This window comes from Streptomyces sp. NPDC029292, assembly GCF_055569295.1.
Genome location: NZ_JBVHXR010000002.1, coordinates 681,283 through 701,707, shown reverse-complemented (window position 1 = coordinate 701,707; position 20,425 = coordinate 681,283). Strand labels below are relative to the sequence as shown.

The window sequence follows — 20,425 nt, the reverse complement described above, 5'->3', positions numbered from 1 at the left end:
GGAGGGGAGTTGGCGGGCAAGTTCCTCTGGCGCGTGCGACGCCCCTGCGCGGCGGGCCGGTTGGACGTCGGCGACGCGCTTTGGCAGTATTCGCCGCCACGCTTGACCGGAGCCGATCATTCCATGCCAAACCCGGCGCCCGAGCCACTGGTCCGCACCCGTTCGGCAGCCATTGCCAGCCTTTCGTGGACCTTGTGAAGGGCTCGTGCAGACTGGCCCGATGCGCACTGAACTCGTCTCGGAGCCCGGCGACCCCGACCGCCCCAATGAGGACTTCGCATCGGTCGGACTTCCGGCCTCAGGACAGGGCGGTTCGCTCGTCGTCCTGGACGGAGTGACGCCCCCTCGGGGCGACGACGGCTGTCTGCATTCCGTTGCCTGGTTCTCCTCCCGGCTCGGCGGATCCCTGACCGAACTGTCCCTTTCCCGCCGGGATCTGACCCTCCCGGAGATCCTTTCGGACGCGATCGCGCGCACCGGCGAGGCGCACGCCGACACCTGTGACCTTTCTCACCCACGCACACCCCAGGCAACCGTGGTCCTCGCCCGGTGGTCCGAGGCCGAGGTCGAGTACCTGGTCCTCTCGGACTCGGCGCTGCTCCTCGAGTCCCCCGGCGGCACCGTGACACCGGTGCTGGACGACCGCCTTGCCCGGCTGCCCCGCACCTCCCTCGCCACGGACGCCATCGCCGACTCGACGGTCCGCAACAAGGAGGGGGGCTTCTTCACCGCCGCGGCGGACCCGTCGGTCGCGGCGCGCGCGGTGACCGGCGTGCGGGCGCGCTCCGAGGTCCGCGCACTCGCGGCTCTCACGGACGGTGCGACCCGCTGGGTGGAGAAGTTCCGGGAAGGCGACTGGAGCGACCTGTTCACCCTCGTACGGAAAGAGGGCTCCCAGGCCCTCGTCGACCGCGTACGCGCGCTGGAACGCGCCGACACGGAACGGGTGTATCTGCGGCGCAGCAAGACGCATGACGATGCGACGGTGGTTTACGTGGAGTGGTGAGCCCGTGAGCGCCTGAGGCCGTCAGCCCGCGAGGACACGAGGACGCGAAGCAGGCGCTCCGCCCGGCGCCTAGCGCTGCTCCATCCCGGTGTTCAGCTGATGCAGCAACCGCGCCAGTTCCGCGACCTCGCGCGGGTCCCACCCCTCCAGCTGCCGGACATAGCGCGCCCGCCGGGCCTCCCGGACCTTCCGGAAGCGGACCCGGCCCTCCTCCGTGAGGTGGACGAGCCAGGCGCGGCCGTCGGCGGGGTCGGGCTCGCGGGCGACGAGGCCGAGTTCCTCGAGGGCGCGGAGCTGGCGGGACATCGTGGCCTTGCCGACGCCGATGTAGGCGGCGAGTTCCGTGGCGCGCTGGCGGCCGCACTCCTCCAGACGGAAGAGGAGACCGTACGCGGAGGACTCCAGGTCGGGATGGACCTCGCGGGCCATCTCACCGGAGGAGGCGCGGGCGCGCCGCAGGAAAACGGTCAACTCGCGTTCCAGGGCCGGGAATTCCTGGTCCACACCACTTCCCGACGCCTCGGATTCGACACGCTGTCCGCCGCCGTTTCCGTTCTCGTGCACGTCAGCACCCCTGACCCGGTTTCCCGGTCCTGAAAGTTTCCGCCAATGGTCGCCATTGCCGCAGCTCCGCCAGTATTTCGCAGGAGTAGACCAACGGCAGCATCCAGGCCCCCTTCCCACGCCGTCGTCTACGTGCGTAGCTTCTTTACCAGGCAATCACTGGCATGCCCACGCCATCGACAAGTCGACGAGGACTTGACCCCCCACCCGGCAGGCGCACGCCGTCAGCGTTCCCCCCACCGAGCACCACCGTGCACCACCGATCTCTTCGGAGGCACGACATGCCCGTGCACAGACACAGACCCGGAACGGCCCGCCGCTCCCGCAAGCACTCACGGACGCGGCTTCCCGCGATCGGCATTCTCCTCGCAGCGTTCTCCCTCCTATTGGCCATTCCGGCCGCCCAAGCCGCCGACACCCCCGCCCGGGGCTCCGCCTACATGGGCATCGGCGTCGTGGCGCACGACGGCCAGGGCGGTACGCCGAACAGCGGTGACGCCACGCAGACGGAAGGCGTGGACGTCGCCAGTTACCAGGGCAACGTCGCCTGGTCGACCCTGTGGAGCAGCGGGGTCAAGTGGGCCTACACCAAGGCGACCGAGGGGACGTACTACACGAACCCCTACTTCGCCCAGCAGTACAACGGCTCGTACAACGTCGGCATGATCCGTGGCTCGTACCACTTCGCCACCCCCGACACGACGACCGGCGCCACCCAGGCGAACTACTTCGTCGACCACGGCGGCGGCTGGTCCGGCGACGGCAAGACGCTGCCCGGCGCGCTCGACATCGAGTGGAACCCGTACGGGGCCGCCTGCTACGGCAAGACGCAGAGCGCCATGGTCAGTTGGATCAGCAGCTTCCTCACCCAGTACAAGGCGCGGACCGGCCGCGACGCCGTGATCTACACGGCCACCAGCTGGTGGACCCAGTGCACCGGAAATTCCAGCGCCTTCGCCTCCACCAACCCGCTGTGGATCGCCCGGTACGCCTCCGACCCCGGCACGCTGCCGGCCGGCTGGTCCTACTACACGATGTGGCAGTACACGTCGTCCGGACCGACGGTGGGTGACCACAACAAGTTCAACGGGGCCCTCGACCGGGTCCAGGCGCTGGCCAACGGCTGAGATACCTCTGACGCACGGCTGACGTACGGCGAAGGCCCGGGCCTCCCTCACGGGACCCGGGCCTTCCCTATCCGGTCGCGTCCTCCCCCAGTGCTTAACGCCTGGGAGGTACCCCCATCGCCGCTACCGGAACCTCCGGCGTCGCGCCGTTCGTCGCCGGCGACAGCGCCAGCTCCAGGACCTGGCGGACGTCCGTGACGGCGTGGACGTCGAGCTTCTCCAGGACCTCGGCCGGGACATCGTCCAGGTCGGGCTCGTTGCGCTTCGGGATGATGACCGTCGTGACACCCGCGCGGTGCGCGGCGAGCAGCTTCTGCTTCACCCCGCCGATGGGCAGGACACGACCCGTCAGCGAGACCTCACCCGTCATCGCCACGTCCGTACGGACCAGGCGGCCGGACAGGAGCGAGGCCAGCGCCGTCGTCATGGTGACGCCCGCGCTCGGACCGTCCTTGGGAACGGCCCCCGCCGGGAAGTGGATGTGCACACCCCGGTCCTTCAGGTCGCCGACGGGCAGTTCGAGCTCCGCGCCGTGCGACCGCAGGAAGGAGAGGGCGATCTGTGCCGACTCCTTCATCACGTCACCCAGCTGACCGGTGAGGGTCAGACCGGCCGCGCCCGTCTCCGGGTCGGCCAGCGACGCCTCCACGTACAGCACGTCACCGCCCGCGCCCGTGACGGCCAGTCCGGTGGCGACACCGGGGACCGCCGTACGGCGCTCGGCCGGGTCCTGGGCGGACTCGGGCACGTGGTGCGGACGCCCGATGAGCGCGCGCAGATCGGCGTCGGTCACCGTGAACGGCAGCTTCCGCTCGCCCAGTTCGTGCTGAGCCGCGACCTTGCGCAGCAGTCGCGCGATCGACCGCTCCAGGTTGCGTACGCCCGCTTCCCGCGTGTACTCACCGGCGAGCTTGCGCAACGCGCTCTCGTCGAGGGTGACTTCGTCGCCCTGCAGCCCGGCCCGCTCCAACTGCCTCGCCAGCAGGTGGTCACGGGCGATGACGACCTTCTCGTCCTCGGTGTAGCCGTCCAGGCGGACCAGCTCCATACGGTCGAGCAGGGCCTCCGGGATGGCTTCGAGCACATTGGCCGTGGCCAGGAAGACGACGTCGCTGAGGTCGAGTTCGACCTCCAGGTAGTGGTCGCGGAAGGTGTGGTTCTGCGCGGGGTCGAGGACTTCGAGCAGGGCCGCGGCGGGGTCGCCTCGGAAGTCGGAGCCCACCTTGTCGATCTCGTCCAGCAGGACCACCGGGTTCATGGACCCGGCCTCCTTGATGGCTCGGACGATACGGCCGGGCAGCGCGCCGACGTACGTACGCCGGTGGCCGCGGATCTCGGCCTCGTCCCGTACGCCGCCGAGGGCGACGCGGACGAACTTACGGCCCATGGCGTGCGCGACGGACTCGCCGAGCGACGTCTTGCCGACACCGGGCGGGCCGACGAGCGCGAGCACAGCACCGCCGCGCCGTCCGCCGACCACGCCGAGCCCGCGCTCGGAACGCCGCTTGCGCACCGCGAGGTACTCGGTGATGCGCTCCTTCACGTCCTCCAGGCCGGCGTGCTCGGCGTCGAGGACGCCCTTGGCGCCCTGGATGTCGTACTCGTCCTCGGTCCGCTCGTTCCACGGCAGCTCAAGGACGGTGTCGAGCCAGGTCCGGATCCACGAACCCTCGGGCGACTGGTCGCTCGCCCGCTCGAGCTTCTCGACCTCCTTGAGCGCGGCCTCGCGGACCTTCTCGGGGAGGTCGGCGGCCTCGACACGGGCCCGGTAGTCGTCGGACTCGTCCTCGCCCTCTTCGCCCTTGAGGTCGCGCAGCTCCTTGCGCACGGCCTCCAGCTGGCGCCGCAGCAGGAACTCGCGCTGCTGTTTGTCGACGCCTTCCTGTACGTCCTTGGCGATGGACTCGGCGACATCCTGCTCGGCGAGGTGCTCGCGGAGCTGCTCGGTGGCGAGCTTCAGCCGGGCGACCGGGTCGGCGGTCTCCAGCAGCTCCACCTTCTGTTCAAGGGAGAGGAAGGGCGAGTACCCGGAATTGTCGGCAAGGGCGGAAACGTCATCAATCTGCTGTACGCGGTCCACGACCTGCCAGGCGGCGCGCTGGCGCAGCCAGCTGGTGGCGAGGGCCTTGTATTCCTTGACCAGGTCGGTGACCCGGCCGGGCAGCGGGTCCGGCACGGTCTCGTCGACCCGGGTGCCCTCCACCCACAGGGCGGCGCCGGGACCGGTCGTCCCCGCACCGACCTTCACGCGCCCGCGCCCGCGGATCAGCGCGCCCGGGTCGCCGTCGGCCAGGCGGCCGACCTGCTCGACGGTACCGAGCACACCCGTGCCCGCGTACGTCCCGTCGATGCGTGGCACCAGCAGTACCTGTGGCTTGCCCGGTGTCGAACGGGCGGCGGCCTGGGCGGCCTCCACCGCGGCGCGTACGTCGGTGTCGTTCAGGTCCAGCGGAACCACCATCCCGGGCAGCACGACCTCGTCGTCGAGCGGCAGCACGGGCAGGGTGAGCGGTGTGGAGGTGGCAGCCATGATCTCCCCTTCGGCAGTCAAGTTGAGCTATGCCGACTCAATGCATGTGAGCCTTCAATTGTTCCCCGGGCGTTGTTCGCTCTGAGCGATCGATCGCTCGCCGCTGGTCTTGTCCGAGGGGACACCTAAGGTCACGGGTATGCCCGAGCCCTCCTATCTGGCCGCGGTCCGCGACTCCTACGACACCGTCGCCGCCGACTACGTGACACACGTCCCGCGTCCGGCCGAGCTGGATCCGCTGACGCGCGCGATGCTCGTCGCCTTCGCCGAACTCGTGCGGGCCGCCGGCCGCGGCCCGGTCGCGGACCTCGGATGCGGGCCCGGCCTCGTGACGGCACACCTGACCACGCTGGGGCTGTCCGCCTTCGGCATCGACCTGTCGCCGAAGATGATCGAGCCGGCTCGGCGCATCCACCCGGACCTGCGGTTCACGGAGGGCTCGATGACCGCGCTGGACCTCGGGGACGACGAGCTCGGCGGCATCCTTGCCTGGTACTCCACCCACCACACGCCACCGGAGCAACTGCCGTTGGTGTTCGCCGAGTTCCACCGCACACTCGCACCCGGCGGCCACCTGCTGCTGGGAGGCCACGTCGGCGACGAGCACCTGCGTCCGGCGCAGGCGTACGGGCACCCGGTGTCCTACCGGTCCTACCTCCAGCCGCTACCCCGCATCGCCGAGCTACTGGGCGAAGCCGGACTCGTCGTCACCGCACGGCTGGAGCAGGAGCCGAGCGAGCGGGTGAAGAGACAGCACGCCTGCCTCCTGGCCCACAAACCCGAGCGGCCGTAATCCGGAATCCGGAAAGGGCCCGGACACCCTTGTGCCAATAATCGGTTGCCGCAGCTCACGTGACCCGTACCGTCTACTCAGTGACGGATACGAACACAAGCACGGACACCTTGCTCGCGGCCTACGACGAGCAGATGCGCGGCGCTCCTCCCACCCCGCCCACCGGGGTCACGTACGAGCAGGACGGGCCACTGCTGCGAATCGTCGGGCAGTCCCGCGGCTTCGTCAGCGGCAGGCGCGATCTGGGCGTGCGCGGGGCGGAACTCGATGAGCTGATCGCCCGGCAGTGCGCGTATTTCGCCGCGCGCGGCGAGGCGCTGGAGTGGAAGACACGTGAGCACGACCACCCGGCCGACCTCACCGACCGGCTGCGTGCCGCGGGCTTCGTTCCCGAGGAGCGGGAGACGGTGCTCATCGGGCGCGCCGAGGAGATGGCCGTACGGCAGCCTGCCCTGCCGGAGGGCGTCGTCGTGCGGCAGGTCACCGAGGACGCGGACATGCGCCGTATCGCCGCGATGGAGTCGACCGTCTGGGGAGACGACTGGAGCTGGCTCGCCGACGATCTGATCGGCCGGGTCGCCACCGCGCCGGACGAGATCGCCGTCTTCGTCGCCGAGGCGAACGGTGAGGTGGTCTGCGCGGCCTGGCTGGTCTTCCGCGCGGGCACCGAGTTCGCCAGTCAGTGGGGCGGCTCGACCCTGCCCGAGTGGCGGGGCCGCGGAATCTACCGCGCTCTGGTCGCCCGGCGCGCCGCCCTCGCCGTCGCCCGCGGCGTCCGCTTCCTCCACGTGGACGCCTCCGACGACAGCGCCCCCATCCTGCGCCGGCTGGGCTTCCACGCCGTCACCACCACGACGCCGTACGTCTGGTCGCCGTCGCAGGCCTGAGATTCCGCCGTCCAGTCATACCTGCACGCCCTGCGCTCCTTTCGGAACGGATGGGCTCTGCCGTACCCTCATCCCCGTAATACTCCTTTTTGCATAGTGACTATTACAGGGGGTCTCGATGGGCAAGCTCGTACGGGCCTGGGTCGACGGCTGGGTCGTCTCGCGCGGGGCGGCGGCGCCGGTCGTCGAACCGTGGGGGTACACGGTCGACGTGGGGCAGGCGCAGCAGGTCACACGGCATGTCTTCGGCGCGACCAATGACGAGGTCGACGAGACCACGGTCCGGAAGATCGCCGACGGGGTGACCGGGGCCGGGGTGTGGCTCAAGGTCTTCACCGAGCCGTCGACCGTGGCGAGCTGGCTCGGCGCGGGCTGGTGGCTCGACGAGGCCGCCCATCTGATGACAGTCCGCTTCTCCGATGTCCCGCAGTCGCCCGTCCCGGACGGTTACCGGCTGCGCGCCTGGTCGTGCGGCGGCGTCACCCGCGTCCTGATCGCGGCGCCGGACGGCTCGCTGGCGGCGCGCGGCCAGATCGCTCCGACCGGCGAGACGGCGGTCGTCGACCAGATCGAGACGGCCGCGGCACACCGTCGGCGGGGGCTCGGCCGCCTGGTCATGCACACCCTCACGCACGCCGCGCTCACTCAGGGCGCGGAGATCGGCGTCCTGGCGGGGACACCGGTCGGGCGGACGCTGTACGAGACTCTGGGGTGGCGCGCCATCGCACCGCTCACGAGCGCGAAGTTCACCGGCAGCGCCTGAACTCGACGAACCCCTGCCCCTCCCCCGGTGACTGCCACCGCTTCGCAAGGCCACCGCCACACGACCGCAACGCCATTCACAGGCAACGCCTTCAAACTGCAAGCTCATTCACAGCTTTCGGGGACGGCACGACGGGGGCGAGCGGGAACATGGGGAACGACATGGGCGAGGAGCGGCGGGGGCGGCCGGGGCGGCGTGCGGTGATCGCCGGGGCCGGGGCCGTGGTGGCGGCGGGCGTCGGCGCGGTGGTGGTCCGGGCGGCACAGGGTGAGGGCGAGGGCGGGGCCGAGACCACGGCACCGGTGGGGCGCACCGCGGCGCCGGTCGTCAGCCGGGCTCCCGCCACCGCACCGGGAGCGGGAGCCACCAGGCCGCCCGGGAAAGCCGGCGACCGCCCCAACATCCTCGTCGTCGTCACCGACGACCAGCCCAGGCAGACCGAGTGGGCCACCCCGAAGACCCTCGACTGGCTCGGCGAACACGGCGTGACCTTCGAGCGGGCGCACGCCACCACTCCCCTCTGTGCCCCCTCCCGCGCCTCGATCATGTCGGGCCGGTACGCCCACAACCACGGCGTTCTCGACACCCGCCACCCCACCCGCCTGGACCAGAACACCACCGTCCAGCGGCAGTTGCACCAGGCCGGATACCGCACGGGAATGTTCGGCAAGTACCTCAACTACTGGCACACCGGCGTCAACCCGCCGCACTTCGACGAGTGGCTGCTGCAGGAGCCGGTCCGGTACTACAACGGCCACTACAACGACAACGGGACCGTCCGGAACATCCCCGGGTACAACACCACCGTCATCAAGAACCGGACCCTCGCCTTCATGGAGCGCTCCCGCGGCGACGACCGGCCATGGTTCGCGTACGTCGCCACGCGGGCCGCCCACGAACTGAACGTCCCGGAGAAGAAGTACGCGGGGACCCGGGTGCCTGAGTGGGAAGGGCGGCCGTCGGTCTTCGAGAGCGACAAGGCCGACAAGCCGCCGTTCCTGCGCGGCGGTGCGGCCCAGCACTCGCTCGCCGACGGACAGGCCCTGCGGGCACGACAGTTGCGCACGCTGCTCTCCGTGGACGACGCGATGCGGGACTTCCGCGACAAGCTGCGCGCGCTCGGGCAGCTCGACAACACGCTCGTGCTGTTCACCAGCGACCACGGTCTCCTCTGGGGCGACCACGGCTGGCTGCGCAAGTCGGTGCCCTACCGGCCGAGTCTGGAGGTGCCCTTCTATCTGTCCTGGCCGGGCGGCGGGCTCGGGGCCCCCAAGGCCGACGACCGGCTCACCGCCCACATCGACATCGCGCCCACCCTCCTCGACGCGGCCGGGATCGAGGCGGACACCCCGCACGACGGGCACTCGCTGCTCGGCACGCACGACCGTGACCATCTGCTCGCCGAGTGGTGGTGGAACCGCCAGGACAAGCAGCCCATCCACAGCTGGGCCACGTACATCGGCAAGACCGAGCAGTACACGGAGTACTACCGCCTCCGCCTCGACAAGAACGGCCGCCTCCCCGGGGACACCAACAGCGGCGAGGTCCTCTTCCGTGAGTACTACGACCTGCTCCACGACCCGTACCAGCTCACGAACAAGCTCCATGGGGCGACCACCGCGCAGGAGCACCGGCTCGGAATCCCGGAACTGGCGCGCCGGCTGACGGCGGACCGGCGCGGCTGACCACAGGCGCGCGGACACGATCACGACGCACAACTGATCCAGGCCGTCGGGGCGGGCACCCGTACGCCCTGCACCGACTGCTCCTGTTCGACGAGCCGACGACCGGCCTCGACCCCCGTCAACGCGAGCGGTTCCACGCCCTCCTGCGCGACATCGGCCAGGAGACGACCGTGGTCGTGTCGACCCACCTCATGGAGGACATCACCGGCGCCTGCGACGACGTGACCGTACCGGTGTCCGGCCGGGTCCGCTTCCACGGACCGGTCGCCGGACTGGCGGCGGCCGGAGGCTACTCGGCGGTGGTGGGGAACGGCCGCGGCTGAGGGCCGGCGGCTCCCGCGGATCCTCCGCGCGCTCCCCGCCAGCGCCGCACCAGCGGCCAGGTCGAGACCCCGATCGCCAGGGACAGCAGGTGTCCCCAGTCCGTCATCGGGTCCGTGAATTCGATCAGGTCGGCGACGAGCGTCGTACCGAAGGCGATCAGAACCGGCCAGCGCAGCCACGGGGTCAGCAGTCCCGTGAGCGCGCCGACGCTCGCGGCGACACCGAAGCTGATGCCGTAGTCGAGGCGGTGCAGGGAGCTGTCGGGCAGCCGGCCCGCCAGCACCGAGAGGCCGACGGGCACTTCGGTGGCCAGGGTGGCGACCACATGCCCGAACAGGAAGACGCCCGCCGTCCGCAGACCGCCTGTCCGCCGCTCCAGCGCGGTGAGCACCAGCAGGAACCCGACCGCGTACGGCGAGGTGATCCCGCCCGCGATCCACAGCGCGCTGGCCAGCAGCGCCAGCACCGGGTTCTGCACGAGGTGGGCGACGTCCGTGCTGGATCCCTGATGCAGCGCGTGCACGACCGAGGGGTCCGCGCGGTCGGCGACGAGCGAGGTGACGGCGAGGACAGCCACGTAACCAAAGGTGAAGGGTGTCCCGGTCGGGGTGGGGAGCAGGCGCCAGGGGCGGAGGCCGCGGAGCCGGGCGAGGAGTGCGGACGCCGGGGCCGAGGGGGCGGGTACCGGGGCCGCCGGGGCGGAGGGGACGACGGTGACGAAGCCGCCGCGCTGCCGGGGCACCCCCTCCAGCAAGGGCGCACCCGTTTGCGGATCCATGAGCGCGGCGTCAGCCGGCTCGGGCGCACTCCGGTCCACGGTGAGGCGCTCCTTCCGTTACGCCCCACCCTTCGTGTCCCGGGCGTCGCTGTCTATGACCGACGCCACGCGAGAGGCGATTCACAGCAACCTGAGAGACGTGTACGGCATCCCGCCGCGCGTCAGTCGGTGCCGGCGGGCAACCCCGTGCCCGCGGTGGGGGGCGAGCGGAGCAGCCGGTCCAGGTACGCCCGCATACGGGCGGCCATGCCGACGCCCTGGGGGTCGAGCGCCCACTGGAGCCGGATCCTCGACACGACGCCCACGCTCGTGTGCGTCCATCTCGAACGGCCCGCCGTACTCCCCGAGATCGCCGGGAAGGCCGCCGCGCTGGTCGCCGACTACGGCGCGAGCGACGCGGCCCTGCTCGACATCGCCTTCGGGCGGGCGCGGGCCGAGGGGCGGCTGCCCTTCGAACTGCCGCGCTCAATAGAGGCGGTGGAGGCATCCCGGCCGGACGTGCCCCACGACACGGAGGACCCGGTGTTCCCGTAAGGGCACAGGCTCTGATCCGTCAATTCGGTCGCCCGTCCTGGTGAAACTGCCAGGATGGGGACCATGACTGCCTCGTACGACACCCCCGTAGTCATCGATCGCCGAGAGGGCCCGTACGGCGAGGTCGTGCTGCGGCGCCACGGCGCGCTGTTGCAGATCATCGCCAACGGGTGCTTCCTGATGGACACTTCCGACGGTCGCTCGGAGCGGCTGCTCGTCGACGCCGCGTACGACGCGCTGGACGGGCGGGCGGCGCCAAGCGTGCTGATCGGGGGCCTCGGCGTCGGTTTCTCGCTCGCCCACGCCGCCGCGGACCCGCGCTGGGGCCGGATCACGGTCGTCGAGCGCGAGCGGGCCATCATCGACTGGCATCTCGGCGGGCCGCTCGCCGAGCTCTCCGCGGGCGCGCTCGCCGATCCACGCACCGACATCGTCGGAGCCGATCTGGTCGCGTACGTCAATGAGACTTCCGCCACGTACGACGCGCTGTGCCTCGACATCGACAACGGGCCTGGCTGGACGGTCACCGAGGACAATCAGAGCCTGTACTCGAAGGCCGGACTGGCAAGCTGCGCAAGGGTATTGAGGCCCGGCGGGGTACTCGCGGTGTGGTCGGCGCAGCCCTCTCCGGAATTTGAAGGAACCTTGTGGAATGCCGGGTTCCAGCGGGTGCGTACCGAAGAGATCCCGGTTGCCCGGGGCGTTCCGGACGTCGTACATCTCGCAGTCAGGCCTGGATAGCCGAGCGATGGTGACTGCCCGTACTCTGCTTCCCTGACGCGGATCATTCAAGCGTCAAGCGCAGTCATGGGATCACCCCACGGATTCCGGAAAGCACACCTCAGGGGCGGGCGATGGAGCAGACACACACCTCCCACAACGGCACGGCGGCAACGCCGGGCGCTCAACGACGGGTCCTCGTGGTCGAGGACGACCCGACGATCGTCGACGCCATCGCGGCCCGCCTGCGTGCCGAGGGATTCCTGGTGCAAACCGCGGGCGACGGCCCTGCCGCCGTCGACACCGCCGAGGCCTGGCAGCCAGACCTGCTGATCCTCGACATCATGCTGCCCGGCTTCGACGGCCTGGAGGTCTGCCGCCGCGTGCAGGCCCAGCGCCCGGTGCCGGTGATGATGCTCACCGCGCGCGACGACGAGACCGACATGCTGGTCGGGCTCGGCGTCGGCGCCGACGACTACATGACCAAGCCGTTCTCGATGCGCGAGCTGGCCGCCCGCGTGCACGTCCTGCTGCGCCGGATGGAGCGGGCCGCGCTGGCCGCCGCGACGCCGCGCAGCGGGATCCTGCGCCTCGGCGAGCTGGAGATCGACCACGCGCAGCGCCGGGTGCGGGTGCGCTCGGAGGACGTGCACCTGACGCCCACCGAGTTCGACCTGCTGGTCTGCCTGGCGAACACCCCGCGCGCCGTGCTCTCGCGTGAGCAGCTGCTCGCCGAGGTGTGGGACTGGGCGGACGCCTCCGGCACCCGGACCGTCGACAGCCACATCAAGGCGCTGCGCCGGAAGATCGGCGCCGAGCGGATCCGCACGGTGCACGGCGTGGGTTACGCGCTGGAGACCCCGACGCCATGAGCGGCGGGCCGCCCGCACGGAGAAGCCCCGGGGAGCCCTGGGGCGGTGTACGCCCGTTCTCGATCAAGACCAAGCTGGGCGTGCTGGTCGTCATCTCGGTGCTGATCACCACCGGGCTGTCGATGATCGCGGTGCACACCAAGACGGAGCTGCGCTTCATCACGGTGTTCTCGATGATCGCCACACTGCTGATAACGCAGTTCGTGGCGCACTCGCTCACCGCGCCGCTCGACGAGATGAACGCGGTGGCCCGGTCCATCTCGCACGGCGACTACACGCGCCGGGTGCGCGAGAACCGCCGCGACGAGCTGGGCGACCTGGCCCAGACGATCAACGTCATGGCCGACGAGCTGGAGGCCCAGGAGCGCCAGCGCAAGGAACTCGTGGCGAATGTCTCGCACGAGCTGCGCACGCCGATCGCGGGCCTGCGCGCCGTGCTGGAGAACGTGGTCGACGGCGTTTCGGCCGCCGATCCGGAAACCATGCGTACGGCGCTGAAGCAGACGGAGCGGCTCGGGCGGCTGGTCGAGACGCTGCTGGACCTCTCGCGCCTCGACAACGGCGTCGTACCGCTCAAACAGCGCCGCTTCGAGGTGTGGCCGTACCTCTCGGGCGTGCTCAAGGAGGCCAACATGGTCGCCTCCGCGCGCGCGGGCATCGCGTCCGGCTCCGGCAGCCACACGCGTACGGACGTCCATCTGCACCTCGACGTGTCCCCGCCGGAGCTGACCGCGCACGCGGACCCGGAGCGGATCCACCAGGTCGTGGCCAACCTGATCGACAACGCGGTCAAGCACAGCCCGGCCCATGGCCGGGTGACGGTGAAGGCGCGGCGCGGGACCCTGCCGGAGTCGCTGGAGCTGGAGGTCCTCGACGAGGGCCCCGGCATCCCGAAGTCGGAGTGGCACCGGGTCTTCGAACGGTTCAACCGGGGATCGGTGCGCGCGCCGCACGGGCCGGGCAGCGACGGCGGCACGGGCCTCGGCCTGGCGATCGCCCGCTGGGCGGTCGATCTGCACGGCGGCCGTATCGGTGTGGCCGAATCCCAGCGGGGCTGCCGGATCCAGGTCACCCTTCCGGGACTTCCGTCTCTGCCAAGTTGACGTAAAGTTCGAACCGGAGCCACAAGATCCATCGCTGTCCCCCCTGGCGGACACGTGTGATCAGGCAGAGGGGCCGCGTGAGTCGTACCGCGACCCTGGATCGACGTACCCATTCGGGGCCGGAACCCCGCTTGTTTCCCGCCATTTCCACAGGCGAAACACGGTTTCCGATGTGACTTACACGACGTTGGACGGGCCCGGCCTGACCTTCTCGGCCATGGGGGCGTAGCCTTTATTTCCGCTGTCCATCACCTTGTGAAGCGGAAGAGGGCGGTTGCCGCCGTGTCGCCACAGTCCCCCAGTAACTCATCGAGCATCTCGACCGAAGACCAAGCCGGGAAGAACCCTGCTGCCGCGTTCGGTCCCAATGAGTGGCTCGTCGACGAGATCTATCAGCAGTACCTCCAGGACCCGAATTCGGTAGACCGAGCCTGGTGGGACTTCTTCGCCGATTACAAGCCTGGGGCGGCTGCCGCCCCGGCTCCGGCGGGTACTGCGGCCGCGGGGGCCGCAGGGACCACCACGGCGGCTCAGGCCGCCCCTGCCGCTCCGGCCGCCCCTGCGGCGCCCGCGACGCCCACGGCTCCGGCTCAGGCCGCTCCCGCGGCCCCTGCGCCCGCTCCGGCCGCCGCGCCGAAGCCCGCCGCCGCTGCTCCGGCTCCGGCCGCCGCCCCGGCCGCCGCCCCGGCTCCGGTGAAGGCCGCTCCGGCCGCCGCCAAGCCGAAGGCCGCTCCGGCGACCGAGGGCCCCGAGGGTCCCGAGCTCGTCCCGCTGCGCGGCCCCGCCGCCGCGGTCGCGAAGAACATGAACGCCTCGATCGAGGTGCCCACGGCCACGTCCGTGCGCGCGGTCCCGGTGAAGCTGCTCTTCGACAACCGCATCGTCATCAACAACCACCTGAAGCGTGCCCGGGGCGGGAAGATCTCCTTCACCCACCTCATCGGCTACGCGATGGTGCAGGCCATCAAGGCCATGCCGTCGATGAACTGGCACTACGCGGAGAAGGACGGGAAGCCGACCCTCGTCAAGCCGCCGCACATCAACTTCGGCCTCGCCATCGACCTGGTGAAGCCCAACGGCGACCGCCAGCTGGTCGTCGCGGGCATCAAGAAGGCCGAGACGCTGAACTTCTTCGAGTTCTGGCAGGCCTACGAGGACATCGTCCGCCGCGCCCGTGACGGCAAGCTGACGATGGACGACTTCACCGGTGTCACGGTCTCCCTGACCAACCCCGGCGGCCTCGGCACCGTCCACTCGGTCCCGCGTCTGATGCCCGGCCAGTCGGTCATCATGGGCGTCGGCTCGATGGACTACCCGGCGGAGTTCCAGGGCACCTCCCAGGACACCCTGAACAAGCTCGGCATCTCGAAGGTCATGACGCTCACGTCGACCTACGACCACCGGGTCATCCAGGGCGCCGCGTCCGGCGAGTTCCTGCGCGTCGTCGCGAACTACCTCCTCGGCGAGAACGGCTTCTACGACGACATCTTCGAGGCGCTGCGCATCCCCTACGAGCCGGTCCGCTGGCTCAAGGACATCGACGCCAGCCACGACGACGACGTCACGAAGGCCGCCCGCGTCTTCGAGCTGATCCACTCCTACCGGGTCCGCGGCCATGTCATGGCCGACACCGACCCGCTGGAGTACCGCCAGCGCAAGCACCCCGACCTGGACATCACCGAGCACGGGCTCACCCTCTGGGACCTGGAGCGCGAGTTCGCGGTCGGCGGCTTCTCCGGCAAGTCCCTGATGAAGCTGCGCGACATCCTCGGCGTGCTGCGCGACTCGTACTGCCGCACCACCGGCATCGAGTTCATGCACATCCAGGACCCGAAGCAGCGCAAGTGGATCCAGGACCGCATCGAGCGCCCGCACTCCAAGCCGGAGCGCGAGGAGCAGCTGCGCATCCTGCGCCGGCTGAACGCGGCGGAGGCCTTCGAGACCTTCCTGCAGACGAAGTACGTAGGCCAGAAGCGCTTCTCCCTGGAGGGCGGCGAGTCCGTCATCCCGCTCCTCGACGCCGTCATCGACAGCGCCGCGGAGTCCCGCCTGGACGAGGTCGTCATCGGCATGGCCCACCGCGGCCGCCTGAACGTCCTGGCGAACATCGTCGGCAAGTCGTACGCGCAGATCTTCCGCGAGTTCGAGGGCAACCTCGACCCGAAGTCGATGCACGGCTCCGGCGACGTGAAGTACCACCTGGGCGCCCAGGGCACCTTCACCGGCCTGGACGGCGAGCAGATCAAGGTCTCGCTGGCCGCCAACCCCTCCCACCTGGAGACGGTCGACCCGGTCATCGAGGGCATCGCCCGCGCCAAGCAGGACATCATCAACAAGGGCGGCACGGACTTCACGGTCCTGCCGGTCGCCCTGCACGGTGACGCGGCCTTCGCGGGCCAGGGTGTGGTCGCCGAGACGCTCAACATGTCGCAGCTGCGCGGCTACCGCACGGGCGGCACGGTCCACATCGTCATCAACAACCAGGTCGGCTTCACCGCCGCCCCGGAGTCGTCGCGCTCCTCCATGTACGCCACCGACGTGGCCCGCATGATCGAGGCGCCGATCTTCCACGTGAACGGCGACGACCCCGAGGCCGTCGTCCGCGTCGCTCGCCTGGCCTTCGAGTTCCGCCAGGCGTTCAACAAGGACGTCGTCATCGACCTGATCTGCTACCGCCGCCGCGGACACAACGAGTCCGACAACCCGGCGTTCACGCAGCCGCTGATGTACGACCTGATCGACAAGAAGCGCTCGGTGCGCAAGCTCTACACCGAGTCCCTCATCGGTCGCGGCGACATCACCCTGGAAGAGGCCGAGCAGGCACTGCAGGACTTCCAGGGCCAGCTGGAGAAGGTCTTCACCGAGGTCCGCGAGGCCGTCTCGGCGCCGGCCGAGGCACCCGCCCTCGACACCCAGGCGGAGTTCCCGGTCGCCGTGCCGACCGCGGTCTCCCAGGAGGTCGTGAAGCGGATCGCCGAGTCCCAGGTCAACATCCCCGACCATGTCACCGTCCACCCGCGGCTGCTCCCGCAGCTGCAGCGCCGGGCGGCGATGATCGAGGACGGCACGATCGACTGGGGCATGGGCGAGACCCTCGCCATCGGCTCGCTGCTGCTCGAAGGCACTCCTGTCCGCCTCTCCGGCCAGGACTCCCGCCGCGGCACGTTCGGCCAGCGTCACGCGGTGCTCATCGACCGCGAGACGGGCGAGGACTTCACCCCGCTGCTGTACCTCTCGGACGAGCAGGCGCGCTTCAACGTCTACGACTCGCTGCTGTCCGAGTACGCGGTCATGGGCTTCGAGTACGGCTACTCGCTGGCCCGCCCCGAGTCCCTCGTGATGTGGGAGGCGCAGTTCGGCGACTTCGTCAACGGCGCGCAGACGGTCGTCGACGAGTACATCTCGGCGGCCGAGCAGAAGTGGGGCCAGACGTCCGGCGTCACCCTGCTCCTCCCGCACGGCTACGAGGGCCAGGGCCCGGACCACTCGTCCGCGCGCATCGAGCGCTTCCTCCAGCTGTGCGCGCAGAACAACATGACGGTCGCCCAGCCGACGCTCCCGTCGAACTACTTCCACCTCCTGCGGTGGCAGGTGCACAACCCGCACCACAAGCCGCTGGTGGTCTTCACCCCGAAGTCGATGCTGCGCCTCAAGTCCGCCGCGTCGAAGGCGGAGGAGTTCACCACGGGCGCGTTCCGTCCGGTCATCGGCGACGAGTCGGTCGACCCGGCCGCCGTCCGCAGGGTCGTCTTCTGCGCCGGCAAGCTGTACTACGACCTCGAGGCCGAGCGGAAGAAGCGCGGCAGCACGGACACGGCCATCATCCGTATCGAGCGCCTGTACCCGCTGCCGGGTGCCGAGCTCCAGGCGGAGATCGCCAAGTACCCGAACGCCGAGAAGTACCTGTGGGCCCAGGAAGAGCCGGCGAACCAGGGCGCCTGGCCCTTCATCGCCCTCAACCTGATCGACCACCTCGACCTGGCGGTCGGCGCGGACGTCCCGCACGGCGAGCGCCTGCGCCGCATCTCGCGCCCGGCCAGCTCGTCGCCCGCCGTGGGTTCCGCGAAGCGGCACCAGGCGGAGCAGGAGCAGCTGGTGCGTGAGGTGTTCGAGGCGTAGGTCTCGGAGCACGCTCGTACGACGTTCTTGTACGGCGTTCTTGTACGGCGTTCTTGTACGGCGGTGGAGGCCCGGTTCCCTTTTGGGGACCGGGCCTTCGGCGTGGGTGCGGGTCGGTCGGCTTCAGGTCGTGAGGGGTTCGAAGTCCCAGTAGGGGCGTTCACGGTTCCGGGCGGCGTGGGTGCGGGGGTGCTGGGGGCCGAGGGTCGCCGTCAGGGCGCCGAGGGCAGCGCGCTCCACCCGGTCGGCCTCCCGCCGGTCGCCGGTGGCCCGCAGGTCGGCGGCGAGGGCGATGCGGGCGGAGAGGGTCAGGGGGTGCGTAGGGCCGAGGGCGTCGGCGGCGCCCGCCCGAGTGGCCGTGTCCAGACTGATCAGGCGGGCCCGTTCGGGGTCACCGGCCCAGGCGGCTTCGGCAGAGGTGTTGAGGGCGCAGCCGAGCGTCCAGGGGTGGAGGGACCCCAGCGCCCGCTCCATGTCGGCCAGGGCCTGGTAGGCCAGGGCACGCGAATCGGCCCGATCGCCGACGGCACGCAGGATCAGTCCCTGGTTAGCGTGGGCCCCGGCGACATACGGATGCGCCGGGCCGAGCATCCGCTCATAGTGGGCGACCACGGACTCGCCGATCTCAAGCGCATGGACGATGTCCCCGTGCTCCCGCGCGAAACAGGAATGGGCGACGGCAAACATCAGGCTCAGCGGGTCGTCCTCGTCGAAGACCCGCTCGCCACGTTCCCGGACCGAGGCGAACAAGGACCTCGCCTCCTCGAACTCCCCGGCCCGATAGCGGCACAGGGCCAGGTTGTGCTCGGCGTGCAGCGTCTGGGGGTGATCGGGGCCCAAATGGACGCGGTGCCGTTCCACACTGCCGGCCTGAACGGACGCGGCATCTCGTGGGTTGCCCAGCAGGCGCAGATCGGTCGCGTAGGAGATCTCGGAGAACAGCGTCCACGGGTGACTCGGGCCCAGTACGCCGCGGCGAGCGTCCAGCGTGCTCCGGTCGGTGTCGCGCGCGCCCTGGTAGTCACCGAGCAACCGCAGCGACACAGCCAGGTTGTTCCGCGCCGCGAGGACGGCCGGGTGACTCTCGTCGCCCATGAGTTCCTCATAGGCCTCGCAGACCTCCTGCGACAGGCCGTACGCCTCCTCGTAGCGCCCCAGCGCCCGCAGGTCCGCGGCGAGGCCGCCCGCGGCGCGCAGGTACTCGCTGTCGTGGTGGCCGACGACGGCCCCATGACGCTCGGCGGAGGCGCGGCTGACGGCCTCGCTGTGCCGGTAGTCGCCGACCGCGCGCAACAGGTTGGCGTAGTGGTGACCCAGATCCCACAGGAGCGGATGGTCTTCGCCAAGGAGTGACTGCCAGGCGGGGATGGCCTGTTCGGCGAGGTGCAGGCCGGTGCCGTACTCGCCCGAGAGGTAGAGGTGGCGCAGGCAGTCGATGACCAGGTTCTGCACGGCCGGGTCGGCGTCGTGCAGCGCGCCTGCGTACTCCAGGTGCGGGACGATCTCGGCGTAGGCGGGCCACACCTCCGGGGCGCCCGGCCTGCCGGGGGCGGCTGCGGCAAGTGCGGCGCGGGCCGCGGCGGCGTACTCCCTGGCGTCGTCCTCGGGGATCTCCTGACGGATGATCTGGTGCACCATACGGTGCAGGTACAGGGCCGTCTCCCGGGGCTCCAGACGGATCACCGAGTACTGGGACAGCCGCGCGAGCGCCCTGCCCCACAGCCGGGGATCGTCGATCAACTCGGCCAGATTCTCCGGCCGTTCACCCGCCGGTACGCCCTTGAGGAATCGTACAGGGATGGAGCCCGGCGCAAAGAACGCGCACAGACGCAGCAGATCGACGGATTCGGGAGCGGTGTCGCGCAACTGGTGCAGCAGGATCGCCCAGGCAGTCTGAAAGGTGACCGGGAAGTCCGCAGAGACCGTGACGGCGTCGTACTCGCTGCCGGATTCCAGCAGCTCGATGTACTCCTGGACGGACATGTCGGAGTCGCTCAGCCAGCCGGCCGTCTGGTCGAGCAGAAGCGGCAGGTCCTCCAGCGCCTCGGCGAGCCGGTCCGCCTCGCCCTCGGTGAGGCGGGGCGCGCGACGGCGGATGAAGGCCACGGACTCGCTGCGCTCGTAGAGCGGGACATCCAGCAGTGCTCCGGCGTGGCTCTCCCAGTCGGCGTTACGGGTCGTGATCAGGACATGGCCGGTTCCGGTCGGCACGAGGTCGGCGATGGCATCGGGGTCGTCGGCGCCGTCCAGGACGAGCAGCCAGCGCCCGTACGGGTCGCCGCGGCGCAGCGCCTGGCGCACCGCGCGAATGCGTTCGCCGTACTCCTGGCCGGTCACCAGACCCATCGCGGGGGCGAGTTGGGCGAGGCGCTCCCGATAGGTGCCGCGCAGGTCGGCGGTGACCCACCACACGAGGTCGTACTCGGAGCCGAAGGGCGGCGAGGGCTCGGGCGGCCTGCGCGGCGACGATGTCGCCGCGTGTTCCGACGGCGTCGAGCCGTACGGCCGTCTCGCCACACAGGCGCAGGATGCCGTCGGGGACCGCGACCTGCAGGTACCGCGTCCGGGCGGCTTCAAGACGGTCACGGATGGCGGCGTTGTCCCGTTCGGCCGCCTCCAG

Annotated in this window: 17 protein-coding genes; 12 read left to right on the top strand and 5 right to left on the bottom strand. The window is 70.3% G+C overall.

The features are described from left to right. The first annotated feature begins 220 nt into the window (after window positions 1–220). A complete protein-coding gene (locus ACZ4WS_RS08095; RefSeq protein ID WP_467978233.1) occupies window positions 221–1,006 on the top strand; it encodes a protein phosphatase 2C domain-containing protein in 786 nt (261 codons plus the stop codon). Between the two features lie 69 nt (window positions 1,007–1,075). Here the strand turns inward: ACZ4WS_RS08095 and ACZ4WS_RS08090 are convergent, their stop codons facing one another. Continuing rightward, entirely contained in the window at window positions 1,076–1,570 is a 495-nt protein-coding gene (locus ACZ4WS_RS08090; RefSeq protein ID WP_467978231.1) for a MarR family winged helix-turn-helix transcriptional regulator, read from the bottom strand. Window positions 1,571–1,851: 281 nt separating this feature from the next. Between ACZ4WS_RS08090 and ACZ4WS_RS08085 the strand changes: the two genes are divergently transcribed. Continuing rightward, window positions 1,852–2,697: a lysozyme gene (locus tag ACZ4WS_RS08085; RefSeq protein WP_467978229.1), complete on the top strand. Its 846-nt coding sequence runs from the start codon at window positions 1,852–1,854 to the stop codon at window positions 2,695–2,697. A 94-nt stretch (window positions 2,698–2,791) separates the two neighbouring features. Here ACZ4WS_RS08085 and lon read toward each other — a convergent pair whose 3' ends face one another. Beyond that, complete coding sequence (gene lon, locus ACZ4WS_RS08080; RefSeq protein ID WP_467978228.1) at window positions 2,792–5,227, bottom strand: endopeptidase La; 2,436 nt, start codon at window positions 5,225–5,227, stop codon at window positions 2,792–2,794. 139 nt (window positions 5,228–5,366) lie between these two features. On the opposite strand from lon, the gene ACZ4WS_RS08075 reads away from it, so the two are divergent. From ACZ4WS_RS08075 to ACZ4WS_RS08055, 5 genes are all read left to right on the top strand, one after another. Next, on the top strand, window positions 5,367–6,020 hold the full coding sequence (locus ACZ4WS_RS08075) for a class I SAM-dependent methyltransferase (RefSeq protein ID WP_467978226.1): 654 nt from the start codon (window positions 5,367–5,369) through the stop codon (window positions 6,018–6,020). Window positions 6,021–6,154: 134 nt separating this feature from the next. Further along, entirely contained in the window at window positions 6,155–6,907 is a 753-nt protein-coding gene (locus tag ACZ4WS_RS08070) for a GNAT family N-acetyltransferase (RefSeq protein WP_467978360.1), read from the top strand. A gap of 118 nt (window positions 6,908–7,025) precedes the next feature. Continuing rightward, window positions 7,026–7,670: a GNAT family N-acetyltransferase gene (locus ACZ4WS_RS08065; RefSeq protein ID WP_467978224.1), complete on the top strand. Its 645-nt coding sequence runs from the start codon at window positions 7,026–7,028 to the stop codon at window positions 7,668–7,670. Between the two features lie 149 nt (window positions 7,671–7,819). Continuing rightward, window positions 7,820–9,355 (top strand): sulfatase family protein, encoded by a 1,536-nt coding sequence (locus ACZ4WS_RS08060; protein WP_467978223.1) that lies wholly within the window; start codon window positions 7,820–7,822, stop codon window positions 9,353–9,355. A gap of 170 nt (window positions 9,356–9,525) precedes the next feature. Then, on the top strand, window positions 9,526–9,678 hold the full coding sequence (locus ACZ4WS_RS08055; protein ID WP_467978221.1) for a hypothetical protein: 153 nt from the start codon (window positions 9,526–9,528) through the stop codon (window positions 9,676–9,678). Here the strand turns inward: ACZ4WS_RS08055 and ACZ4WS_RS08050 are convergent. Both ACZ4WS_RS08050 and ACZ4WS_RS08045 read right to left on the bottom strand, forming a co-directional pair. After that, on the bottom strand, window positions 9,645–10,457 hold the full coding sequence (locus ACZ4WS_RS08050; RefSeq protein WP_467978358.1) for a rhomboid-like protein: 813 nt from the start codon (window positions 10,455–10,457) through the stop codon (window positions 9,645–9,647). The genes ACZ4WS_RS08055 and ACZ4WS_RS08050 overlap by 34 nt on opposite strands. A 161-nt stretch (window positions 10,458–10,618) precedes the next feature. Further along, complete coding sequence (locus ACZ4WS_RS08045; RefSeq protein ID WP_467978219.1) at window positions 10,619–10,753, bottom strand: hypothetical protein; 135 nt, start codon at window positions 10,751–10,753, stop codon at window positions 10,619–10,621. A gap of 13 nt (window positions 10,754–10,766) precedes the next feature. On the opposite strand from ACZ4WS_RS08045, the gene ACZ4WS_RS08040 reads away from it, so the two are divergent. From ACZ4WS_RS08040 to ACZ4WS_RS08020, 5 genes are all read left to right on the top strand, one after another. Then, a complete protein-coding gene (locus ACZ4WS_RS08040; RefSeq protein ID WP_467978217.1) occupies window positions 10,767–10,991 on the top strand; it encodes a hypothetical protein in 225 nt (74 codons plus the stop codon). Between the two features lie 63 nt (window positions 10,992–11,054). Continuing rightward, window positions 11,055–11,732: a spermine/spermidine synthase domain-containing protein gene (locus ACZ4WS_RS08035; protein WP_467978356.1), complete on the top strand. Its 678-nt coding sequence runs from the start codon at window positions 11,055–11,057 to the stop codon at window positions 11,730–11,732. A 113-nt stretch (window positions 11,733–11,845) separates the two neighbouring features. Further along, window positions 11,846–12,583, top strand: coding sequence for a response regulator transcription factor (locus ACZ4WS_RS08030; protein WP_467978215.1), 738 nt, complete (start codon window positions 11,846–11,848; stop codon window positions 12,581–12,583). Continuing rightward, window positions 12,580–13,686 (top strand): HAMP domain-containing sensor histidine kinase, encoded by a 1,107-nt coding sequence (locus ACZ4WS_RS08025; protein ID WP_467978213.1) that lies wholly within the window; start codon window positions 12,580–12,582, stop codon window positions 13,684–13,686. The genes ACZ4WS_RS08030 and ACZ4WS_RS08025 overlap by 4 nt, the downstream gene beginning before the upstream one ends. A gap of 282 nt (window positions 13,687–13,968) precedes the next feature. Then, on the top strand, window positions 13,969–17,805 hold the full coding sequence (locus ACZ4WS_RS08020; protein WP_467978211.1) for a multifunctional oxoglutarate decarboxylase/oxoglutarate dehydrogenase thiamine pyrophosphate-binding subunit/dihydrolipoyllysine-residue succinyltransferase subunit: 3,837 nt from the start codon (window positions 13,969–13,971) through the stop codon (window positions 17,803–17,805). Between the two features lie 123 nt (window positions 17,806–17,928). Here ACZ4WS_RS08020 and fxsT read toward each other — a convergent pair whose 3' ends face one another. Next, window positions 17,929–20,217, bottom strand: coding sequence for an FxSxx-COOH system tetratricopeptide repeat protein (gene fxsT, locus ACZ4WS_RS08015; protein ID WP_467978209.1), 2,289 nt, complete (start codon window positions 20,215–20,217; stop codon window positions 17,929–17,931). Window positions 20,218–20,425: the final 208 nt, after the last annotated feature.